This is a genomic window from Erythrobacter sp. (assembly GCF_035194505.1).
Taxonomy (GTDB): Bacteria; Pseudomonadota; Alphaproteobacteria; order Sphingomonadales; family Sphingomonadaceae; genus Erythrobacter.
In genome coordinates, this window is sequence record NZ_CP136573.1 from 380,686 (window position 1) to 397,419 (window position 16,734).

Below are 16,734 nucleotides of genomic sequence, written 5' to 3' on the forward strand. Positions count from 1 at the left end.
AGGCGGTAGGCCTCAGTTCGTCTCGAGCGCGTATCCGGCCGAGCGGACGGTGCGGATCGGGTCCTTGCTACCGTCCACGTCGATTGCCTTGCGCAACCGGCGGATGTGAACGTCGACCGTGCGCAGTTCGATGTCGGAGCCGGTGCCCCAGACCCCGTCGAGCAGTTGGCCGCGGCTGAACACCCGGCCCGGACTTTCCATGAAGAACTTGAGCAACCGATATTCGGTCGGCCCGAGTTGCAGCGGCTTGCCGCGGCGCTGGACTTTGTGCGCTACCGGATCGAGCTTGAGGTCACCCACCTCGATCGTCTCGCCCGCCAGCGCCGGACGGATGCGGCGCATGACAGCGGCGACGCGGGCGAGTAACTCGCGGGGAGAAAAGGGTTTTGTGAGGTAATCATCGGCCCCGGTCTCAAGCCCGCGGACCCGGTCATCCTCGGCCTCGCGCGCGGTGAGCATGATGATCGGGACATGGGCGGTCGCCTTGTCGCGGCGCAGGCGGCGGCACACTTCGATCCCGCTGGTGCCTTCGATCATCCAGTCGAGGATGATCAGATCGGGCGTCTCTTCGGCAGCCAGAACAAGGGCTTCGTCCCCGTCGCCGGTGCAGCGGACATTGTAGCCCTCGTTCTGGAAACGGTATTCCAGCAGCTCCGACAGGGACGGATCATCTTCAACCAGCAGCAGTTTGGCAGCGGACATGCAGGGATGCCTCCTCGTGCCCCAGCAGGGGCGGTTCCATGCCCCTATGTGTCACTTGCGCGACAGTTTGATGAAACCGGAACGGATTTCAATATCGGCAATGATCTTGCCGCAATGTTTCACGTGAAACATGGCCGGATAAGCACGCTGGAGCCCCCAAACAGAGGCTGGAGGGGGTCTGGCGGGGGTCTGGAAGGGCGCTGGCCCGCATCAGCGAGCCATCAGAGCAAGGGCAGGCTTGCGCCCCTCTGGCGCCCGCCCGTCAGGCCCAACCGCCTGCCAACTGCGCCTCAAGAGCGCCCTAACGATCACCTTCGGGCGGGTAGAGACCGGTCGCGGCAAAGTGCACCATCTCGGCCACGTTGGTCGCGTGATCGCCGATGCGCTCGATATTGCGGGCGACGAACAGCAATTGCGCCGCGCTCGAAATGGTCGAGGGGTTTTCGACCATGTAGCTCACCAGATTGCGGAAGATCGAGTTGTAGAAGGCATCCACCTTGGCGTCGGTCGCAATCACCTCGCGCGCCAGATCAGGATCGCGCGCGGCATAGGCGGTGAGCACGTCGTGCACCATCTCGCCCGCCAGCTCGCCCATGGTCGGCAGCAGGGTGAGCGGCTCGAACCGGGCGCGGCCCTCGATCATGCCGACCCGCTTGGCGATGTTCTTCGAATAGTCGCCGATGCGTTCCAGCACCCCGCCGATCTTCAGCGCCGCGATCACTTCGCGCAGGTCATCGGCCATCGGCGCCCGCAGCGCGATGATCCGCACCGCCAGCTTGTCGACTTCCATTTCGAGCGCGTCCATGCGCTTGTCGCGCGCCACGACCTGTTCGGCCAGCGCCTCGTCGCCGCGCACCAGCGCATCGAGCGACTCGGCAATCGCGACTTCGGCCAGACCGCCCATTTCCGCGATCAGGCCGCGCAGGCGGGTGATGTCCTCGTCGAATGCCTTGACGGTATGCTCGGCCATCAGCCGTACCTTCCTGTGATATAGTCCTTCGTCCGCTCCTCGATGGGATTGGTGAAGATTTCGGATGTGGGACCATACTCTACCATCTTGCCCAGATGGAAGAAGGCTGTGCGCTGGCTGACACGGGCGGCCTGCTGCATCGAGTGGGTGACGATGACGATGGCATAGCGGCCCGAAAGCTCGTCGATCAGTTCCTCGATCTTGGCGGTCGCAATGGGATCGAGCGCGGAGGCCGGCTCGTCCATCAGGATCACCTCGGGATCGACCGCGATGGCGCGGGCAATGCACAGGCGCTGCTGCTGACCGCCCGAAAGCGCGGTGCCCGAATCCTCGAGCCGGTCCTTGACCTCGTCCCACAGGCCCGCCCGGGTGAGCGAGCGTTCGACGATCACGTCGAGATCGGCCTTCTTCTCGGCCAGCCCGTGGATCTTGGGGCCGTAGGCGATGTTCTCGTAGATCGACTTGGGGAAGGGGTTGGGCTTCTGGAACACCATGCCCACGCGGGCGCGCAGCTGGACCACGTCCATCCGCTCGCCGTGGATATCCTCGCCCTCAAGCTCGATCAGACCCGTCACCTTGGCCGCGCCGATGGTGTCGTTCATGCGGTTGAAGCACCGCAGGAAGGTCGATTTGCCGCAGCCCGACGGGCCGATGAAGGCGGTGACATAATCGGGCGAGATGTCGATCGAGACATGATCGATCGCCAGCTTGTCGCCGTAATGGACGCAGACGTCGCGCGCGCGAATCTTCGCGTTTTCGTCTGCCATGTTGGGATGGATTACAGTCACCAGCGTTTCTCGAACTTGTTGCGAAGGTAGATGGCGAGGCCGTTCATGGCGAGCAGGAACACCAGCAGCACGATGATAGCGGCCGAAGTGCGCTCGACAAAGCCGCGGTCGATTTCGTCAGACCACAGGAAGATCTGCATCGGCAGCACCGTGGCGGGCGAGGTAAAGCCGTCAGGCGGGGTGGCGACAAAGGCGCGCATCCCGATCAGCAGCAGCGGCGCTGTTTCGCCCAGCGCACGCGCCATGCCGATGATGGTGCCGGTCAGCATCCCGGGCAGGGCCAGCGGCAGGACATGGTGGAATACCACCTGCACCGGCGAGGCCCCGATGGCGAGCGCACCGTCACGGATCGAGGGCGGCACGGCCTTGATCGCGTTGCGGCCGGAAATGACGATCACCGGCATGGTCATCAGCGCCAGCGTCATGCCCCCGATCAGCGGGGCCGAGCGCAGGTTGGGGAACAGCGTCAGGAACACCGCGAGGCCCAGCAGGCCGAAGATAATCGAAGGCACGGCAGCAAGGTTGTTGATCGAGACTTCGATGAGGTCGGTCCAGCGATTGCGGGCCGCATATTCCTCCAGATAGAGCGCCGAGAGCACGCCGATCGGGAAGGCCAGCGCCAGCGTCACCAGCATCGTCAGGATCGAACCCTTGAGCGCGCCCCAGATGCCGACCGCCTGCGGGCTGGTGGCGTCGGAACGGGCAAGGAAGCCCCAGTCCCAGTTCTTGGCGAGCTTGCCTTCCTTCGAAAGCCGCGCCGCGAGCGCCTGCATTTCGGGCGAGCCTTCGCCTTCGAGCCCGGCGGCGAGCGTCGAGGCGGCGGGCAGGGCGAAGCTCTCCTTGCGGGTGATCATCGCCGGATCGGCAGTGAGCGCGGCGGCGACATCGCGCCAGGCGTCGGTCGAAAGCTGCTCTGCGCCATCGGCCCCGAGCGTCTGTTCGCCGTAGAAGCGCACGATTTCCGGCAGGCCCTGCATCTCCAGCGTCTGCACAGCGCTGGGCGCAGAGAGCGAGGTGGCATCGCCCGACAGGCCGCTTTCGGCAAAGTCGATGGTGACGGTAAGTTCGGCGCGCTGGAACCCGCCCACGCCGTTCACCAGCATGGAGGCGAGCAGGAACACCAGCACCGCGACCGAGAAGACCACAGCCGAAAGGCCGAGGCGGCGGAAATTGCGCTCGGCACGGTAACGCTGGGCCAGCCGCTTTTCGAAGGCAGGCGTGCGGGTCGGCCCGAGCGGGCCAGCATCGGGGATGACGGTATCGCTCATTCGTAGGCCTCGCGGAAACGCTTGACGACGCGCAGGGCGATGAAGTTGAGCGCGAGCGTCACCATGAACAGCACGAAGCCTAGCGCAAAGGCGCTGAGCGTGGCCGGGTGATCGGTGCTCTGCTCGCCGGTCAGCAGCTTGACGATCTGCACGGTGACTGTCGACATCGGCTCAAGCGGGTTGGCGGTGAGATTGGCGGCGGGCGATGCGGCCATCACCACGATCATGGTCTCGCCGATTGCGCGGCTGACCGCGAGCATGATGCCGGCGACAATGCCGGGCAGCGCGGCGGGGAAGAGCACGCGGCGGATGGTTTCGGACTTGGTCGCGCCCATCGCAAGGCTGCCGTCGCGCATCGCGCTCGGGACAGCGGCCATCGAATCGTCCGCCATCGAGGAGACGAAGGGGATGATCATCACCCCCATCACCACGCCCGCGGCGAGCGCGCTTTCGGTCGAGGCGCTGGTGATGCCGATTGCCACCGCCGCATCGCGGATCGCCGGGGCCACGGTGAGCGCGGCGAAATAGCCATAGACCACGGTGGGCACGCCCGCGAGAATCTCGAGCAGCGGCTTGACCCAGGTGCGCACCCGCGGATCGGCATATTGGGTGAGGTAGATCGCGCTCATCAGTCCCAGCGGAATGGCGACGATCATGGCGATCACCGCGCCGATGAACAGCGTGCCCCAGAACAGCGGCACCGCGCCGTAGCGGGTCGGATCGACCGCCTCGGGCGAGACCATGGTGTCCGGACCCCACTTGGTACCGAACAGGAAATCGATGGGCGAGACCATGCCGAAGAAGCGCACGGTTTCGAACACGAGGCTGGCGAAGATGCCGAAGGTGGTGAGGATCGCGACCAGCGAGGCGAGCAGGAGGATCGCCATCACCGTGCGCTCGACCTTGTTGCGGGCGCGGAAATCGGGGCGCAGGCGCAGGAAGGCAAGGCCTCCGCAGGCAAAGGCGATCAGCACGGCCACCGCAATGCCGATGATGTTGTAGCGCATCATCGCGGAGCGGAAGGGCTCGATCAGGGCCTCGGCCTCGTCGTTGAACACGCCGGGGGCAGAGCCTTGGGCGACGGCGCGGGCTTCGCCGATGAAGGCGTCACGCTCGAACCCGAAGGCGGGCAATTCGGCAGCGGCAGGCGAGGCGAGCACGCTCTGGGTGACGAGCTGCGGCGCGATGACCGACCACACGGTGACAAAGGCGATCACCGGCAGCACCACCCACAGGGCGACATACCAGGCATGATAGATCGGGCGCGAGACCGGGCGCGCGGCCGGATCGCTGCTCGCAAAGCTCCACGCCTTGGCGCGGCCCGCCAGCCATCCGGCAAGGCCGAGCCCGATGGCAATCAGGAGAAGCATGATCGGCGACATTGAATGAACCTGTTTACCCCGCGCGAGGCGTGTCCGGACCGGCACGCCGATAGGGACGCAAAGTCCCCGCGTCCATGCCATGGCGGGCGCATGTTGAAGAAATAAGACAATACTATGACAGTTGTTGGGTTTCGCCCATCCGGTTCCCGTCTGCGTCCGCCGCGCTGCTGCCGGTTTTTTCAGGAATATCGTTCTGCGCCAAGGGGATGCGCACCACGACGCGGGTGCCTTTGCCAAGCTCGCTGGAAATGTCGAGCCGACCGCGATGGCGCTCCACGATGTGTTTCACGATCGCAAGGCCAAGCCCCGTGCCGCCCGAAGCGCGGCTGCGGCCCGGATCGGTGCGATAGAATCGGCGGGTGAGGTGGGGAATCTGGTCGGCCGCGATGCCTTCTCCCTCGTCCGCCACGGCAATGCGCGCCTGATCGCCCGGCGCCAGATCGAGCGCGACCGCGACCTTGCCCTCGGCCGCGCCATATTTGAGCGCATTGTCGACGAGGTTGCGCACCACCTGTTCAAGCTGATGATGATCGCCGAGCACAAACGGCGCCGCCGCCAGATCGAGCGCGATCCGCTCGAACCGCTCGGGGCCCGCCGCATCGCGCGCGGCGCGCTCGACCAGCGGGGCCAGCGCGATCCGCTCGGTCGGCAGGTCGTGCTTTTCCGCCTCCACCCGGCTGAGGCTCATGAGGTCGCTCACCAGCGCCTGAAGCCGGTGCGCCTCGCGCTCGATGATGCCGAGGAACTTCTGCGCGGTCGGCGTATCGACCCGGCCGTCATCCTCGCGCAGGGTCTCGACATAGCCGAGGATCGCGGCGAGCGGCGTGCGCAATTCGTGGCTGGCATTGGCGACGAAATCGGTGTGCGCGCGGCTGATATCGGCCTCGGCGGTCTGGTTGGTGAGTTCGAGCAGGGCCAGCCGGTCATCGATCGCGCGGCGGCTGATCTGCCAGATATCCTGCCGCCGCACGAGCCCGCGCACGATCGCCTCGCCGTTGCGGCCTTCGTTCAGGAGCGCAATCGCCTCGGGCTGGCGCAGCGCCACGCGTGCATCCTGCCCGATCATGTGCTGGCCCAGCATGGTCCGCGCCGCAGAATTGGCCAGCGCGATGGTGCTGCGATCGGTGATCAGCAGCGGGGTGGAGAAATTCTCGATCAGATCGCGGATCGATTCGAGGCTGAGGGGCTGGCGGCGCACCACCGGCGCGGGCTCGGGCGGGCGGCCCGCGATCACCATCAGCGAACCGATCCACACCACTGTGACGGCAATGGCAATGACCGGATCAACCCCCAGCAGCATCATCGCCACAAAGGTCCCCGCTGCCAGCGATATGCCCGCGACCGGAAGGTTCTGCCCCATGCCCATGGGCGAGCGCATTACAGCCAAGCGCCGATGCTGCAAAGCGCCCAGAGCGCCGTGTCACAATCGGCTGCGCGAAGGGTCACAAACGAAAAGGGCGGCAAGGCCGAAGCCTGCCGCCCGTTCGTGTCTCGCATCCTAAAGGTGGTGACCCCTACGGGAATCGAACCCGTGTTTCAGCCGTGAAAGGGCCGCGTCCTAACCGCTAGACGAAGGGGCCTCGTCGGTTGCGAGAGCGCGCTACTAGGGGGGTGAATTGGACCGGTCAAGCCCCGTTTGCGCGCGGCCTCGGAAAAATTGTGCTGCCCCCGATTGTCAGTCGGCGAAGGCTGCATCTTCCAGCTGCAATTCGGCCGCCGGACGGCTGCCCCAGTCGTCGATCCGCGCGCGGCCCGCGAGGTGGAAGCGCCGCCCGGCGCTACGATGGAGCAGGGTCTGCGCCATTTCGGTCTCGGCGGCGCGGAAGGCGATCGCCTTGAACGAGCGCCCGTCATTGCCGCTGGCAACAATCCGCAGGTGATCCTTGCCGACAATATCTGCCTTGACGATCCGCACCGGCCCGACCGCCACGCGCGGCGCAGGCCAGCCCACGCCGTAAGGCCCGCCTGCCTCCAGCGTATCGACCAGATCAGGCGTGAGCCCGCCGGGTGCGAGCGCAAGATCGAGCAGCATCGCAGCGCCCGCCCGCGCACGCTCGACATCGCGGGCAAGCCGTTCGTCGAGGAAGCCTGCAAAGTCCGCCAGCCGCCCCGGCTCGATGGTCAGCCCCGCCGCCATGGCATGGCCGCCGCCCGCCACCAGCAGCCCCGCCTCGCGCGCGGCGATGATCGCAGCGCCAAGATCGACCCCGCTGATCGAACGGCCAGAGCCTTTGCCCTGCGTGTCGTCGAGCGCGATGACGATGGCGGGCTTGCCGGTCTTCTCCTTGATGCGGCCCGCCACGATCCCGATCACGCCCGGATGCCAGCCATATCCGGCGAGCACCTGCACCGCCATGTTGTGCTGCCCTGCGAGCATGGCTTCGGCGGCCTCCTGGACTTCGGCCTCGATCGCGCGGCGTTCCTCGTTCAGCTGCGAGAGCTGGATCGCGATGGTCCGCGCTTCCTCGGCGTCGGTGGTGGTGAGCAGGCGCACGCCCAAAGTCGATTCGCCGATCCGCCCGCCGGCATTGATGCGCGGCCCGAGCGCGAAGCCGAGGTCGCTCGCTTGTGGTGCGCGAGTCAGCCGGCTCGCATCGATCAGCGCGGCCATGCCGATCCGCTCGCGCTTCGCCAGCACCTTCAGCCCCTGCGCCACGAAGGCGCGGTTGAGGCCGTGGAGCGCGGCGACATCGGCGACGGTGCCGAGCGCCACCAGATCGAGCAGCCCGATAAGATCGGGTTCGCGCCGCTCTCCTGCGGCAAACCAGCCCTCCTCGCGCAAGGTCCGCACCAGCGCGATGGCGAGAAGGAAGGCGACGCCCACCGCAGCAAGGTGGCCATGCGCCGCGCCCAGATCGCTCTCGTCGAGCCGGTTGGGATTGACGAGGGCGGCGGTCACGGGAAGTTCGGGCGAGCACTTGTGGTGATCGACCACGATCACATCGACGCCTGCATCCTTCGCCATGGCCAGCGCCTCGTGCGCCATTGCGCCGCAATCGACCGTCACGATCAGCTGCGATCCGGCCTCGGCCAGCTTCACCAGCGCCTCTCCGGAAGGGCCATAGCCTTCGAGCAGGCGATCGGGGATGTAATAGCCCGCATCAAGCCCGAGCTGGCGCAGCAGTTCGACGAGCAGCGCCGCGCTGGTCGCCCCGTCGACATCATAATCGCCATAGATCGTCACCCGCTCGCCCGTCGTGACGGCCCGGGCAAGGCGCGCGGCGGCGGTGTCCATATCGCGGAAGGCGGACGGATCGGGCAGGAATTCGCGCAAGGTCGGGCGGGCATGGCGGGCGAGATCATCCTCGGCCACGCCGCGGGTCAGCAGCAGCTGATCGAGGATCGAGCGGTCAAGACCGCGCGCAGCATCCTCGCCCAGTTCCATATTGCCGCCGCGCCAGCGCCACGCCTTGCCCGAAAGCGAGGAGGTGACACCCAGCACATGGGCATGAGGGGCCAGAGAGGAGGCAGGCGACAGCGGGGCGGAGGACATGGGCTGCAGCATAGCCCAAAGCCGCGCCAGCGCACAGGCGCAGGCAATTGACAATCGACAGGAACGCAGGCCACGCAGCGTGGGCATGGAGACAAGCCTTCCCGCGCCGCACCTGCTGGTGATCTGGCACAGCCGCACCGGCGCGAGCGAGGCGCTGGCGCGGGCGGCTGCGGAGGCTGCTGCGGGGTCGCGCTTGCTGCGCGCCGAGGCGGTGACCGCTGCCGATCTGCTGGCGGCAGGCGGATACCTGTTTGTGGCGCCCGAAAATCTCGGCAGTCTTTCCGGGCTGATGAAAGAGATGTTCGACCGCACCTATTATGATGTGCTCGGGCAGATCGAGGGGCGGCCCTATGCCACGATCATCGCCGCCGGATCGGACGGGGCCGGGGCTGGGCGGCAGCTTGACCGGATTGTGACCGGTTGGCGACTGCGCCGTGTCATGGACGGCGTGATCGTCAATTTTTCGGCCCAGACTCCCGAGGCTATCGCCGCCCCCAAACAGGTGCCGGACAAGGCGCTGAAAAAATGTCGGGAAATCGGCGCAGCTCTGGCCGAGGGGCTGCAACTCGGCATCTTCTAGGCTATGACCCTTATCGGGACAGGGAGGTCCTTTGGGGACTCGACGATAGTGGTCAAACACGCCAAGGATGCCTACCGGTCGTCGCCCGGTCAGGTGCGATAAGAGGGGGCCTCGAAGATTTCACCGTCGCCTTACGCTGATGTTGCAGGGCTTCATTTGCTGTTTGCCGCGGGCAAGCGGCCGACGCGCGCGGATATGCTCGCGTTTCTCTCGCATCAGCACGCGGTCAGTCTGAGCCATGATCCTGCCGGCGATGCCGCTGCGGGCCTGCTGGTGACGCAGGCAGACAGCGCGCAGGCGGGCGTGCCGGCGAGGGCTGATGCCGAGGCGCAAGCGCAGGCGTGGCTGGAACTGCTGCGCGAAGGGCTGACGTTTGATTTGCGCGGGCTGGCGCCGGGGCCTGCGGGCGTGCTGCCGGTGATCGCCCACCGCTTCGATTTTCCCGCCAGCGCTGCCGGGCAGGAGGCGCTCGAAGCACTGACCATCACGCCGGGCCCGCACCTGACCGGCGGCGAGCGCTCGATGCCGGTGCTGCGCGGCATGCTCGGCCTCGCGCGCGATCTGACCCAGCATTTCGAGGATCTTGTGGCGGTGGTGTGGGATCCGTCGCGCAGTGCGATCGGGCGACGGTTCTTCGAATCCGTCATCACCGCATGGCTCGAAGGCGGGGCCTTCCCCGCGCTCGGCCTCACCGCTTTCGAGCAGGTGGAGGACGGCGCCTTGCAGACCGTGGGTCTCAATTTCTGGATCGGGCAGGAATTGCGGATCGAGCCACCGCTCACCTCGGACAAGGTCGCCGCGACGCGATTGGGCGTGCGGCTTGTCAACCAACTGGTCATTGTCGGGGGGTTAGAAGAAAGCGAGCGGATCATCGCGCCTGACGGAACCAGGCTGGTGATGCGCACGTCGCGCAATGGTGATTTCATCAGGGTGTGGCGCGAATAGATGCTGGCAGGGGGGATCCGCCATCAGGTCTGTCATCGCTTTCCGGGAGGTCAACCGGCGGGATGTGCCCGGATATGACCCCGCACTCCAACGCCACCACCTGCTCCCGCGCCAGCTGCTGAGCCGCCGCTGCTTCGGCACACTGTTCGAGGCGCTCGGCCGCGAGCGGGTGGGGTTCGACGATTTCCGCGCCAACGGGTTGCTGCTGCCCGCGAGCGAAGAGGCGAGCCTGCGCACCCGCATGCCGCTGCACCGCGGGCCGCATCACCGCTATAACGAGATGGTGATCGCCCGCGTCGGCCGGATCGAGGCGCGCTGGTCGGCGGTGCGGAGCCACCATCCCGACATCGCGCTGGAAGAGGCGCTGATGCGCCTGCAACTGCTGCAAGCCGCGCTGCGGCGGCAATTGCTCAACGAGCGGCGGCGGGTCCTGCTCAACCGCAGGGACCCGCTCGGCACCGGCTTTGACTTCACCGAGCTCGACGCGATGGCCGAATTGCTCTGGGCGGCCGAATAGCGCTTATTCGGCAGCCTCGGCGAGCGCGGCCCAGGCGGCATAGCCCGAGTTATCGGCAAGACGTGCCTTGGCGGCGTGATATTCACGCTCCAGCCGGGCGACGAGGTCTTCGACCGTCCCGACTTCCTTGATCGTGCCGATGCCCTGGCCCGAACCCCAGATGTCCTTCCACGCCTTGGCTTTGGTGTTGCCGCCGCTGCCGAAGTTCATCTTGCTCGGATCGCTGACCGGCAGATCGTCGGGATCAAGCCCGGCCGCCTCGATCGAGGAGCGCAGGTAATTGCCGTGCACGCCGGTGAACAGGTTGGTGTAGACGATCCCTTCCGAGGAGCCTTCGACGATGCCCTGCTTGTAGCCCTGCTCGGCATTGGCTTCCTTGGTGGCAATGAAGGCGCTGCCGGCATAGGCGAAATCGGCGCGCAAGGCCTGGGCGGCAAGGATCGAGGCGCCGTGGCCGATCGAGCCTGACAGCGCGACGAGGCCATCAAACCACTCGCGGATTTCCTGCATCAGCGCGAAGGGCGACAGCGCGCCTGCATGGCCGCCTGCACCAGCTGCCACCGGAATGAGACCGGTTGCGCCCTTTTCGATCGCCTTGTGGGCGAAGCGGTTGTTGATGACGTCGTGCATCGTCACGCCGCCCCAGTTGCGCACCGCGGTGTAGATATCCTCGCGCGCGCCCAGCGAGGTGATGATCATCGGCACCTGCCACTTTGCGCAGGTCGCCATGTCGGCATCGACGCGGTCGTTGGTCTTGTGGACGATCTGGTTGACCGCGAAGGGCGCGGCGGGACGATCGGGATGGGCGCGGTTGTGGGCGGCCAGTTCCTCGGTGATCTGGTGGAGCCACTCATCAAGCTGCGACTGCGGGCGCGCATTCAGCGCCGGGAAGCTGCCGATGATCCCCGCCTTGCACTGCGCGATCACCAGTTCCGGGCCCGAAACGATGAACAGCGGCGATCCGATCAGCGGCAGGCGCAGACGATCGAACGGGGCGGGAAGGGGCATGGGTTTCTCCTCAAAACGTATTCGGCTTGAACGGGTGTCTCTAGCGCGGGTTCCTGCCGAGCCAAGCGCGTTTTTGCGAGTCAGCAGGGCTTGCCGCATCCCGTTCGTGTCGAGCGCAGTCGAGACACAGGGTGCACGGCCTCTCGACTACGCTCGAGGCGAACGGGGGGCGATGGGCCCTAACCCAGCAGTTCCTCGATCCTGTAGAACCGCGCCGCGTTGCCGGCATAGAGCGCCGCCTTCTCCTCCGCGCTGGCCCCGCTGGTGATGCGCTTGAAGGCGTTCCACAGCACCGGATAGGTCGCGCCCCAGCGATCGACCGGGTAATTGCTCTCGAACATGGCGCGGCGCGTGCCGAAGGCTTCGATGCAGGTCTCGATATAGGGCTTCCACAGCCGCGCCAGTTCCTCCGAGCCGACGCCGGCGGCAGGCCCGGCCTCGGGCATCGCGCAATTGTGCATCGCCAGCCCGCCGAGCTTGACCATCACGTTCTCGCACTTGCCCAGTTCGATGATCGCGTCGCGCCACACGCCGAAGCGTTCCTCCAGCCGGCCTTCATAGCTCGCCGAGCCCAGCGGGGTGCCGCAATGGTCGAGGCAGATCGGGGTATCGGGAAAGGCGCGCGCAAGATCGATCACATCGCCGATCTGCGGCTCCAGCACCCAGGCATCGAAGCTGAGCCCGCGTTTGCCGAGCTCTGCAAAGCCCGCGCGGAAGGTCGCGTCGCGATAGAGGCCTTGGGGCGCGTGGAAGGGCGGGCCGAGCACGTCGGGATCGGCATCCCATGCGCCCTGATGGCGGATCCCCTTGAAGCGCGCAGGCGCGGCGGCAACCAGCGCGTCGAGCACTGCGCCCGCGTCGCTGCCGAGCATCAGGTTGGCATGGCCGACAATCCCGGCACAGGCGCGCAGTTTCCCGTAGAGCCCGCTCGCCGATTGCGCCGCGACGCCGTTCACATATTCGACCTCGCCCACCGGCTTCAGCGCATCGCCATAGGCCGAATTGTAGAATGCGCCGCATTCCATGAACACCGTGGCGATGATGTTGTGGCCGGTGGTGACATCGGCATGGAGGTGATCGAAGGTGTAATGCGCGGCCGGCACCAGCGTTTCGAGAAAGCGGTGGCGCGGTTCAGGGAACATCGGCAGCAGCGGGCGCAGATCCCACAGGTGATGGTGCGGATCGATGATCGCCAGTTCTGGCTCGATGATGGCTTCGGTCATGGTCTCTCTCCCTCGTGCCGCACGCGAGGCCCTTGGCAGGCCTTCCTTCATGCGCAGTCTCGCTGCCAGATGTAACGGCAAGGCGGCCGAGCGCCATGGTCTTTTTGCAGGGCATGGCTGCTTTTGCGCAGCGGCTTGTTCATTGACGATTAAGCCGGTTTCGTGGAAATATATCTCGTGTTATCAGTGTCTTAGATGGAGAGAGGCAATGGCGTCGCGGGTCGTGAAATGCTTCGGAATGGGCGCTGCGATGGTGCTGGCGGCAGGCGCTGCGGCGGCGCAGGAGACCGCTTCTGCCGCGCTTGACCGGCCGGTGAGCGAGGCCGAATTGCGAGTTCTTGCGGCAGCCTATCAGCGCGGCGATCTGGGATCGGGGCAGTGCGACTGGGTGCATCCGGTCACCGAGGGGCCGACGCGGATCCCCTGCGAAGTCGTGCCGCTGCCGGTGCTTGCGGACATGGCGCGCAATGTCATCAATAAGCGGGCGCAGCTCGAACTCGCCAAGCGCTTGGAGGAGGGGCGCGGGGTCGCGCGCAACCCTGAACTTGCGCGGCGTTTCTACCGGATGGCGGCACGGGATTCGCAGCGCAGCGCGCCGGTCAACGCCGAAGGCATCGCGAGCTTCGTGGTCTCGGGCATCGGCGGGCACACGATCTACACCCGCTCCCGGGGCGTCGGCCTGCCCGAAGCGCAGGAACGGCTGCGCAATCTCGCAGCGGCTGACTAGAATATGGGCGGGCGGTTTTGATGCTGCGGGCAGCACGGCTTGCCGTTCCGGTTGTGCTCGCGCTGCTGGTCGGCGGATGCGCGACACCGCAGCAATATCTCGGGATCGACACCCGCACGCCGCTCTCGCCCGAGGACCGCGCACGGATCGAGGCCTCGCTGGCCAGCGGGGCGCAGCCAGCCAATGCCTGTCCGTGGCCGGGGCCTGACGGGGGGCTGATTACGGTCGCCTGCGAAGTGATGCCCCCGTCGCTGCTCGCGGGCCTTGCCTGGACCGCCAACAAGCCGGCCGCGCTCGAACTGGGAATCCGCTTCGAGGAAGGGCGCGGGGTGCCGCGAGATCTGGAAAAGGCGCGCAAGCTCTACAGGATAGCCGTCATCTCGACCGGCGGTACGACCTTCTACTATTCGCCCGGTGCAAACGGCAATGCCGGTCAGCTGATCCCGCTCTTCGCGCCTGAAGAGCCCGGTCTGGCCGAGGCCAAGGCACGTCTCGAAGCCTTGCCGCCCCCTGAGCACGGCGCGCCTTCGCGCAGCAGGAAAACCCTGAAGGCGGTTCAGACCACCGCACGCCGGTAGAGGTGCCAGGTCGCGTGCCCTAGCACCGGCAGCGCCACGACAAGGCCGAGAAAGGCCGGGATCATGGCGACAAACAGCAGCACGGCAATCACCTCCGCCCAGCCCAGCATCACCGCGAAATTGCGCCGCACCACCTTGAGGCTGGCAATGATCGCATTGAGGAAATCGACCTTGCGTTCGACCAGCAGCGGCAGGCTGATCACCGTCATCGCGTAGAAGGCAAAGGCCAGTACCGCGCCGACCGCGCTGCCCACCGCCAGCATCGCAAGGCCCGGCGGGGTCATGAGGGCGGCGAGCGTTTCACCGCCCATCCGGCTCCCGGCCATGAAGATCGCGAAAACTGCGTGGGCGATGATCATCCAGAACGAGAAGGCGACGAACACGATCACCCCCATCGAGAGGATCTGGTCATCCCCGTGGCCCTTCAATGCGCCGAGCACCGCACGCCATGTAAGCGGCTCGCCCACCTCGCGCCTGCGGCTTGCCTCGTAAAGGCCGACGGCCACGAAAGGCGCGATCAGAGGGAAGCCGGCGATCGCGGGGATCAGCCAGGAGAGGTTGCCGCCGGTGATCGTGGCCCAGCCGATTCCAAGACCGGCGAGCACATAGACCCCGCCGAAGAACTGGCCGAAGCGCGGCATGGCGAGGAAATCGCGCCAGCCCGCCGCGAGCGCCGCGCGCAGGTCTGCCGCAGCAAGATCGCCCGCCACCTGCGGCAGGGTTGCGGGCATGACGGAACCCTGTTCGAGCACGCTCATCGGCGCTGGCCCTCTCTCCCGTGACAGCGGCGCCGATGATGCGCGCAAAGCGTGCATCAGGCAAGCATTGCGCTCGCCTTGCCTAGCGCGCCACGGCCGAATTGGCCGCGCTCAGCACGGCGCGCACGCTGGCGGTGGCGATATCCTCGTCGATCCCGCAGCCCCAAAGCGTGCGCCCGTCAGCCGTGCGGCATTCGAGATAGGCCGCCGCGCGTGCATCCGTGCCGCTACCCAGCGCGTGTTCGGTGTAGTCGGACACCTCGAGCTCGACCCCGAAGGCCTCGCGCAAAGTGCCCATCACCGAGGAGATGAGGCCATTGCCGCGCCCCGAAACGCTCTGCTCCGTGCCTTCGACCGCGATGGTGCCGGCAAAGATGCGCGTGCCATCCGACGCGCGGCTTTCCTCGTAGCGCACCAGCTGGAAATGCTTTGGGTGGGTCTTGACGTGATAGGCGCGGCGGAACGCGTCCCAGATGTCGGCGGCGTTCAACTCGCGGCCCAGCTCGTCGGCGAGATGCTGCACATGGCGCGAGAAATCGGCCTGCATCTTCTTGGGGAGCTTCAGGCCCTGATCCTTCTCCAGCACCCAGGCAAAGCCGCCCTTGCCGGACTGCGAATTGACGCGGATCACCGCTTCGTAATTGCGCCCGAGATCGGCCGGATCGATGGGGAGATAGGGCACGCGCCAGACTTCGTCGTTCTGGGTGTCGCGCGCTTCGAAGCCCTTCTTGATCGCGTCCTGATGGCTGCCGGAAAAGGCGGTGTAGACCAGCTCGCCGCCATAGGGGTGGCGCTGGTGGACGGGGATGTCGTTGCAATATTCCACCGTCTCGATCACCCGGTCGATATTCGAGAAGTCGAGCCCGGAATTGACGCCCTGGGTGTAGAGGTTGAGCGCCATGGTCACGAGGCAGCAATTGCCGGTGCGCTCGCCATTGCCGAACAGGCAGCCCTCGACCCGGTCCGCGCCCGCCATCAGCCCGAGTTCCGCCGCCGCCACGCCGGTGCCGCGATCATTGTGGGTGTGAAGGCTCAGGATCGCGGATTGCCGGTTCGGCAGGTACCGTCCGAAATATTCGATCTGGTCGGCATAGATATTCGGGGTCGCCGCCTCGATCGTGGCAGGCAGGTTGAGTATGATCGGATGCTCGGGCGTGGGGGCCAGCACCTCCATGACCGCGGCACAGACCTCGATCGAGAAGTCGAGTTCGGCGGTGGAGAAGGTCTCCGGCGAATACTGGAAATGCCAGTCCGTATCGGGGCGCTTGGCGGCCTCGTCGCGCATCACCTTGGCACCCGCGACGGCGATGGCCTTCACCTCGTCCTTGCTCATGCGGAACACGATGTCGCGCCATGCGGGGCTGACGGCGTTGTAGAGGTGGACGATGGCGGCGCGCGCGCCTGTCAGGCTGTCGAAGCTGGTGCGGATCAGATCCTCGCGGCTCTGCGTCAGCACCTGCACGATCACGTCATCGGGAATGTCGCCCGAACGCACCAGGCCGGAGATGAAATCGAACTCGGTCGCGCCGGCGCTGGGGAAGCCGACTTCGATTTCCTTGACCCCGATTTCGACCAGCAGATCGAAGAAACGGCGCTTTTTCACCGCGTCCATCGGATCGATGATCGACTGGTTGCCGTCGCGCAGATCGGTGGAGAGCCAGTGCGGGGCCTTCTCGATCAGTTTCGAGGGCCACTGGCGGTCGGGCAGGTTGATCTGGCCGAAGGGGCGGTACTTGGCGGAAGGATGCTGGAGCATGGGCATGGAAAATGGCTCGTCGCGGACAGGGGAAGAAAG

The 16,734-nt window shown here is 66.2% G+C and carries 16 protein-coding genes and 1 tRNA gene; 5 read left to right on the forward strand and 12 right to left on the reverse strand.

Features of this window, described 5'->3' with window-relative positions:
• Window positions 1-12: 12 nt before the first annotated feature.
• The 8 genes from phoB to recJ form a co-directional block, all read right to left on the reverse strand.
• Window positions 13-702 carry a phosphate regulon transcriptional regulator PhoB gene (phoB, locus tag RSE14_RS01920; protein ID WP_324075563.1) on the reverse strand — a complete coding sequence of 230 codons (690 nt, stop codon included), beginning with the start codon at window positions 700-702 and terminating at the stop codon, window positions 13-15.
• A gap of 301 nt (window positions 703-1,003) precedes the next feature.
• Window positions 1,004-1,672 (reverse strand): phosphate signaling complex protein PhoU, encoded by a 669-nt coding sequence (gene phoU, locus RSE14_RS01925; RefSeq protein WP_324075564.1) that lies wholly within the window; start codon window positions 1,670-1,672, stop codon window positions 1,004-1,006.
• Complete coding sequence (pstB, locus tag RSE14_RS01930) at window positions 1,672-2,439, reverse strand: phosphate ABC transporter ATP-binding protein PstB (RefSeq protein WP_324076792.1); 768 nt, start codon at window positions 2,437-2,439, stop codon at window positions 1,672-1,674. Before pstB ends, phoU begins: the two co-directional genes overlap by 1 nt.
• Window positions 2,440-2,456: 17 nt before the next feature.
• Window positions 2,457-3,728: a phosphate ABC transporter permease PstA gene (pstA, locus tag RSE14_RS01935; protein WP_324075565.1), complete on the reverse strand. Its 1,272-nt coding sequence runs from the start codon at window positions 3,726-3,728 to the stop codon at window positions 2,457-2,459.
• Window positions 3,725-5,110, reverse strand: coding sequence for a phosphate ABC transporter permease subunit PstC (pstC, locus tag RSE14_RS01940; RefSeq protein WP_324075566.1), 1,386 nt, complete (start codon window positions 5,108-5,110; stop codon window positions 3,725-3,727). The genes pstA and pstC overlap by 4 nt, the downstream gene beginning before the upstream one ends.
• A gap of 112 nt (window positions 5,111-5,222) precedes the next feature.
• Window positions 5,223-6,488: an ATP-binding protein gene (locus tag RSE14_RS01945; protein ID WP_324075567.1), complete on the reverse strand. Its 1,266-nt coding sequence runs from the start codon at window positions 6,486-6,488 to the stop codon at window positions 5,223-5,225.
• Between the two features lie 127 nt (window positions 6,489-6,615).
• A tRNA-Glu gene (locus RSE14_RS01950) sits at window positions 6,616-6,690 on the reverse strand.
• A gap of 95 nt (window positions 6,691-6,785) precedes the next feature.
• Window positions 6,786-8,603, reverse strand: coding sequence for a single-stranded-DNA-specific exonuclease RecJ (recJ, locus tag RSE14_RS01955; RefSeq protein WP_324075568.1), 1,818 nt, complete (start codon window positions 8,601-8,603; stop codon window positions 6,786-6,788).
• An 85-nt stretch (window positions 8,604-8,688) separates the two neighbouring features.
• Here recJ and RSE14_RS01960 point away from each other — a divergent pair, with 85 nt between their 5' ends.
• From RSE14_RS01960 to RSE14_RS01970, 3 genes are all read left to right on the forward strand, one after another.
• Window positions 8,689-9,183 (forward strand): NAD(P)H-dependent oxidoreductase, encoded by a 495-nt coding sequence (locus RSE14_RS01960; protein ID WP_324075569.1) that lies wholly within the window; start codon window positions 8,689-8,691, stop codon window positions 9,181-9,183.
• Between the two features lie 195 nt (window positions 9,184-9,378).
• Complete coding sequence (locus RSE14_RS01965) at window positions 9,379-10,128, forward strand: hypothetical protein (protein WP_324075570.1); 750 nt, start codon at window positions 9,379-9,381, stop codon at window positions 10,126-10,128.
• Window positions 10,100-10,645 carry an AHH domain-containing protein gene (locus RSE14_RS01970; RefSeq protein WP_416379370.1) on the forward strand — a complete coding sequence of 182 codons (546 nt, stop codon included), beginning with the start codon at window positions 10,100-10,102 and terminating at the stop codon, window positions 10,643-10,645. Before RSE14_RS01965 ends, RSE14_RS01970 begins: the two co-directional genes overlap by 29 nt.
• Before the next feature lie 3 nt (window positions 10,646-10,648).
• On the opposite strand, the gene RSE14_RS01975 is transcribed toward RSE14_RS01970, so the two are convergent.
• Both RSE14_RS01975 and RSE14_RS01980 read right to left on the reverse strand, forming a co-directional pair.
• Window positions 10,649-11,653: an NAD(P)H-dependent flavin oxidoreductase gene (locus tag RSE14_RS01975; RefSeq protein ID WP_324075572.1), complete on the reverse strand. Its 1,005-nt coding sequence runs from the start codon at window positions 11,651-11,653 to the stop codon at window positions 10,649-10,651.
• Window positions 11,654-11,832: 179 nt separating this feature from the next.
• Window positions 11,833-12,876: an amidohydrolase family protein gene (locus tag RSE14_RS01980; RefSeq protein ID WP_324075573.1), complete on the reverse strand. Its 1,044-nt coding sequence runs from the start codon at window positions 12,874-12,876 to the stop codon at window positions 11,833-11,835.
• A gap of 208 nt (window positions 12,877-13,084) precedes the next feature.
• Between RSE14_RS01980 and RSE14_RS01985 the strand changes: the two genes are divergently transcribed.
• Both RSE14_RS01985 and RSE14_RS01990 read left to right on the forward strand, forming a co-directional pair.
• Complete coding sequence (locus RSE14_RS01985) at window positions 13,085-13,603, forward strand: SEL1-like repeat protein (RefSeq protein WP_324075574.1); 519 nt, start codon at window positions 13,085-13,087, stop codon at window positions 13,601-13,603.
• Between the two features lie 20 nt (window positions 13,604-13,623).
• Entirely contained in the window at window positions 13,624-14,181 is a 558-nt protein-coding gene (locus tag RSE14_RS01990; protein WP_324075575.1) for an SEL1-like repeat protein, read from the forward strand.
• Here RSE14_RS01990 and RSE14_RS01995 read toward each other — a convergent pair.
• Window positions 14,160-14,939: a DUF2189 domain-containing protein gene (locus RSE14_RS01995; protein WP_324075576.1), complete on the reverse strand. Its 780-nt coding sequence runs from the start codon at window positions 14,937-14,939 to the stop codon at window positions 14,160-14,162. The genes RSE14_RS01990 and RSE14_RS01995 overlap by 22 nt on opposite strands.
• Window positions 14,940-15,021: 82 nt before the next feature.
• Window positions 15,022-16,701 carry a 2-isopropylmalate synthase gene (leuA, locus tag RSE14_RS02000; protein ID WP_324075577.1) on the reverse strand — a complete coding sequence of 560 codons (1,680 nt, stop codon included), beginning with the start codon at window positions 16,699-16,701 and terminating at the stop codon, window positions 15,022-15,024.
• Window positions 16,702-16,734: the final 33 nt, after the last annotated feature.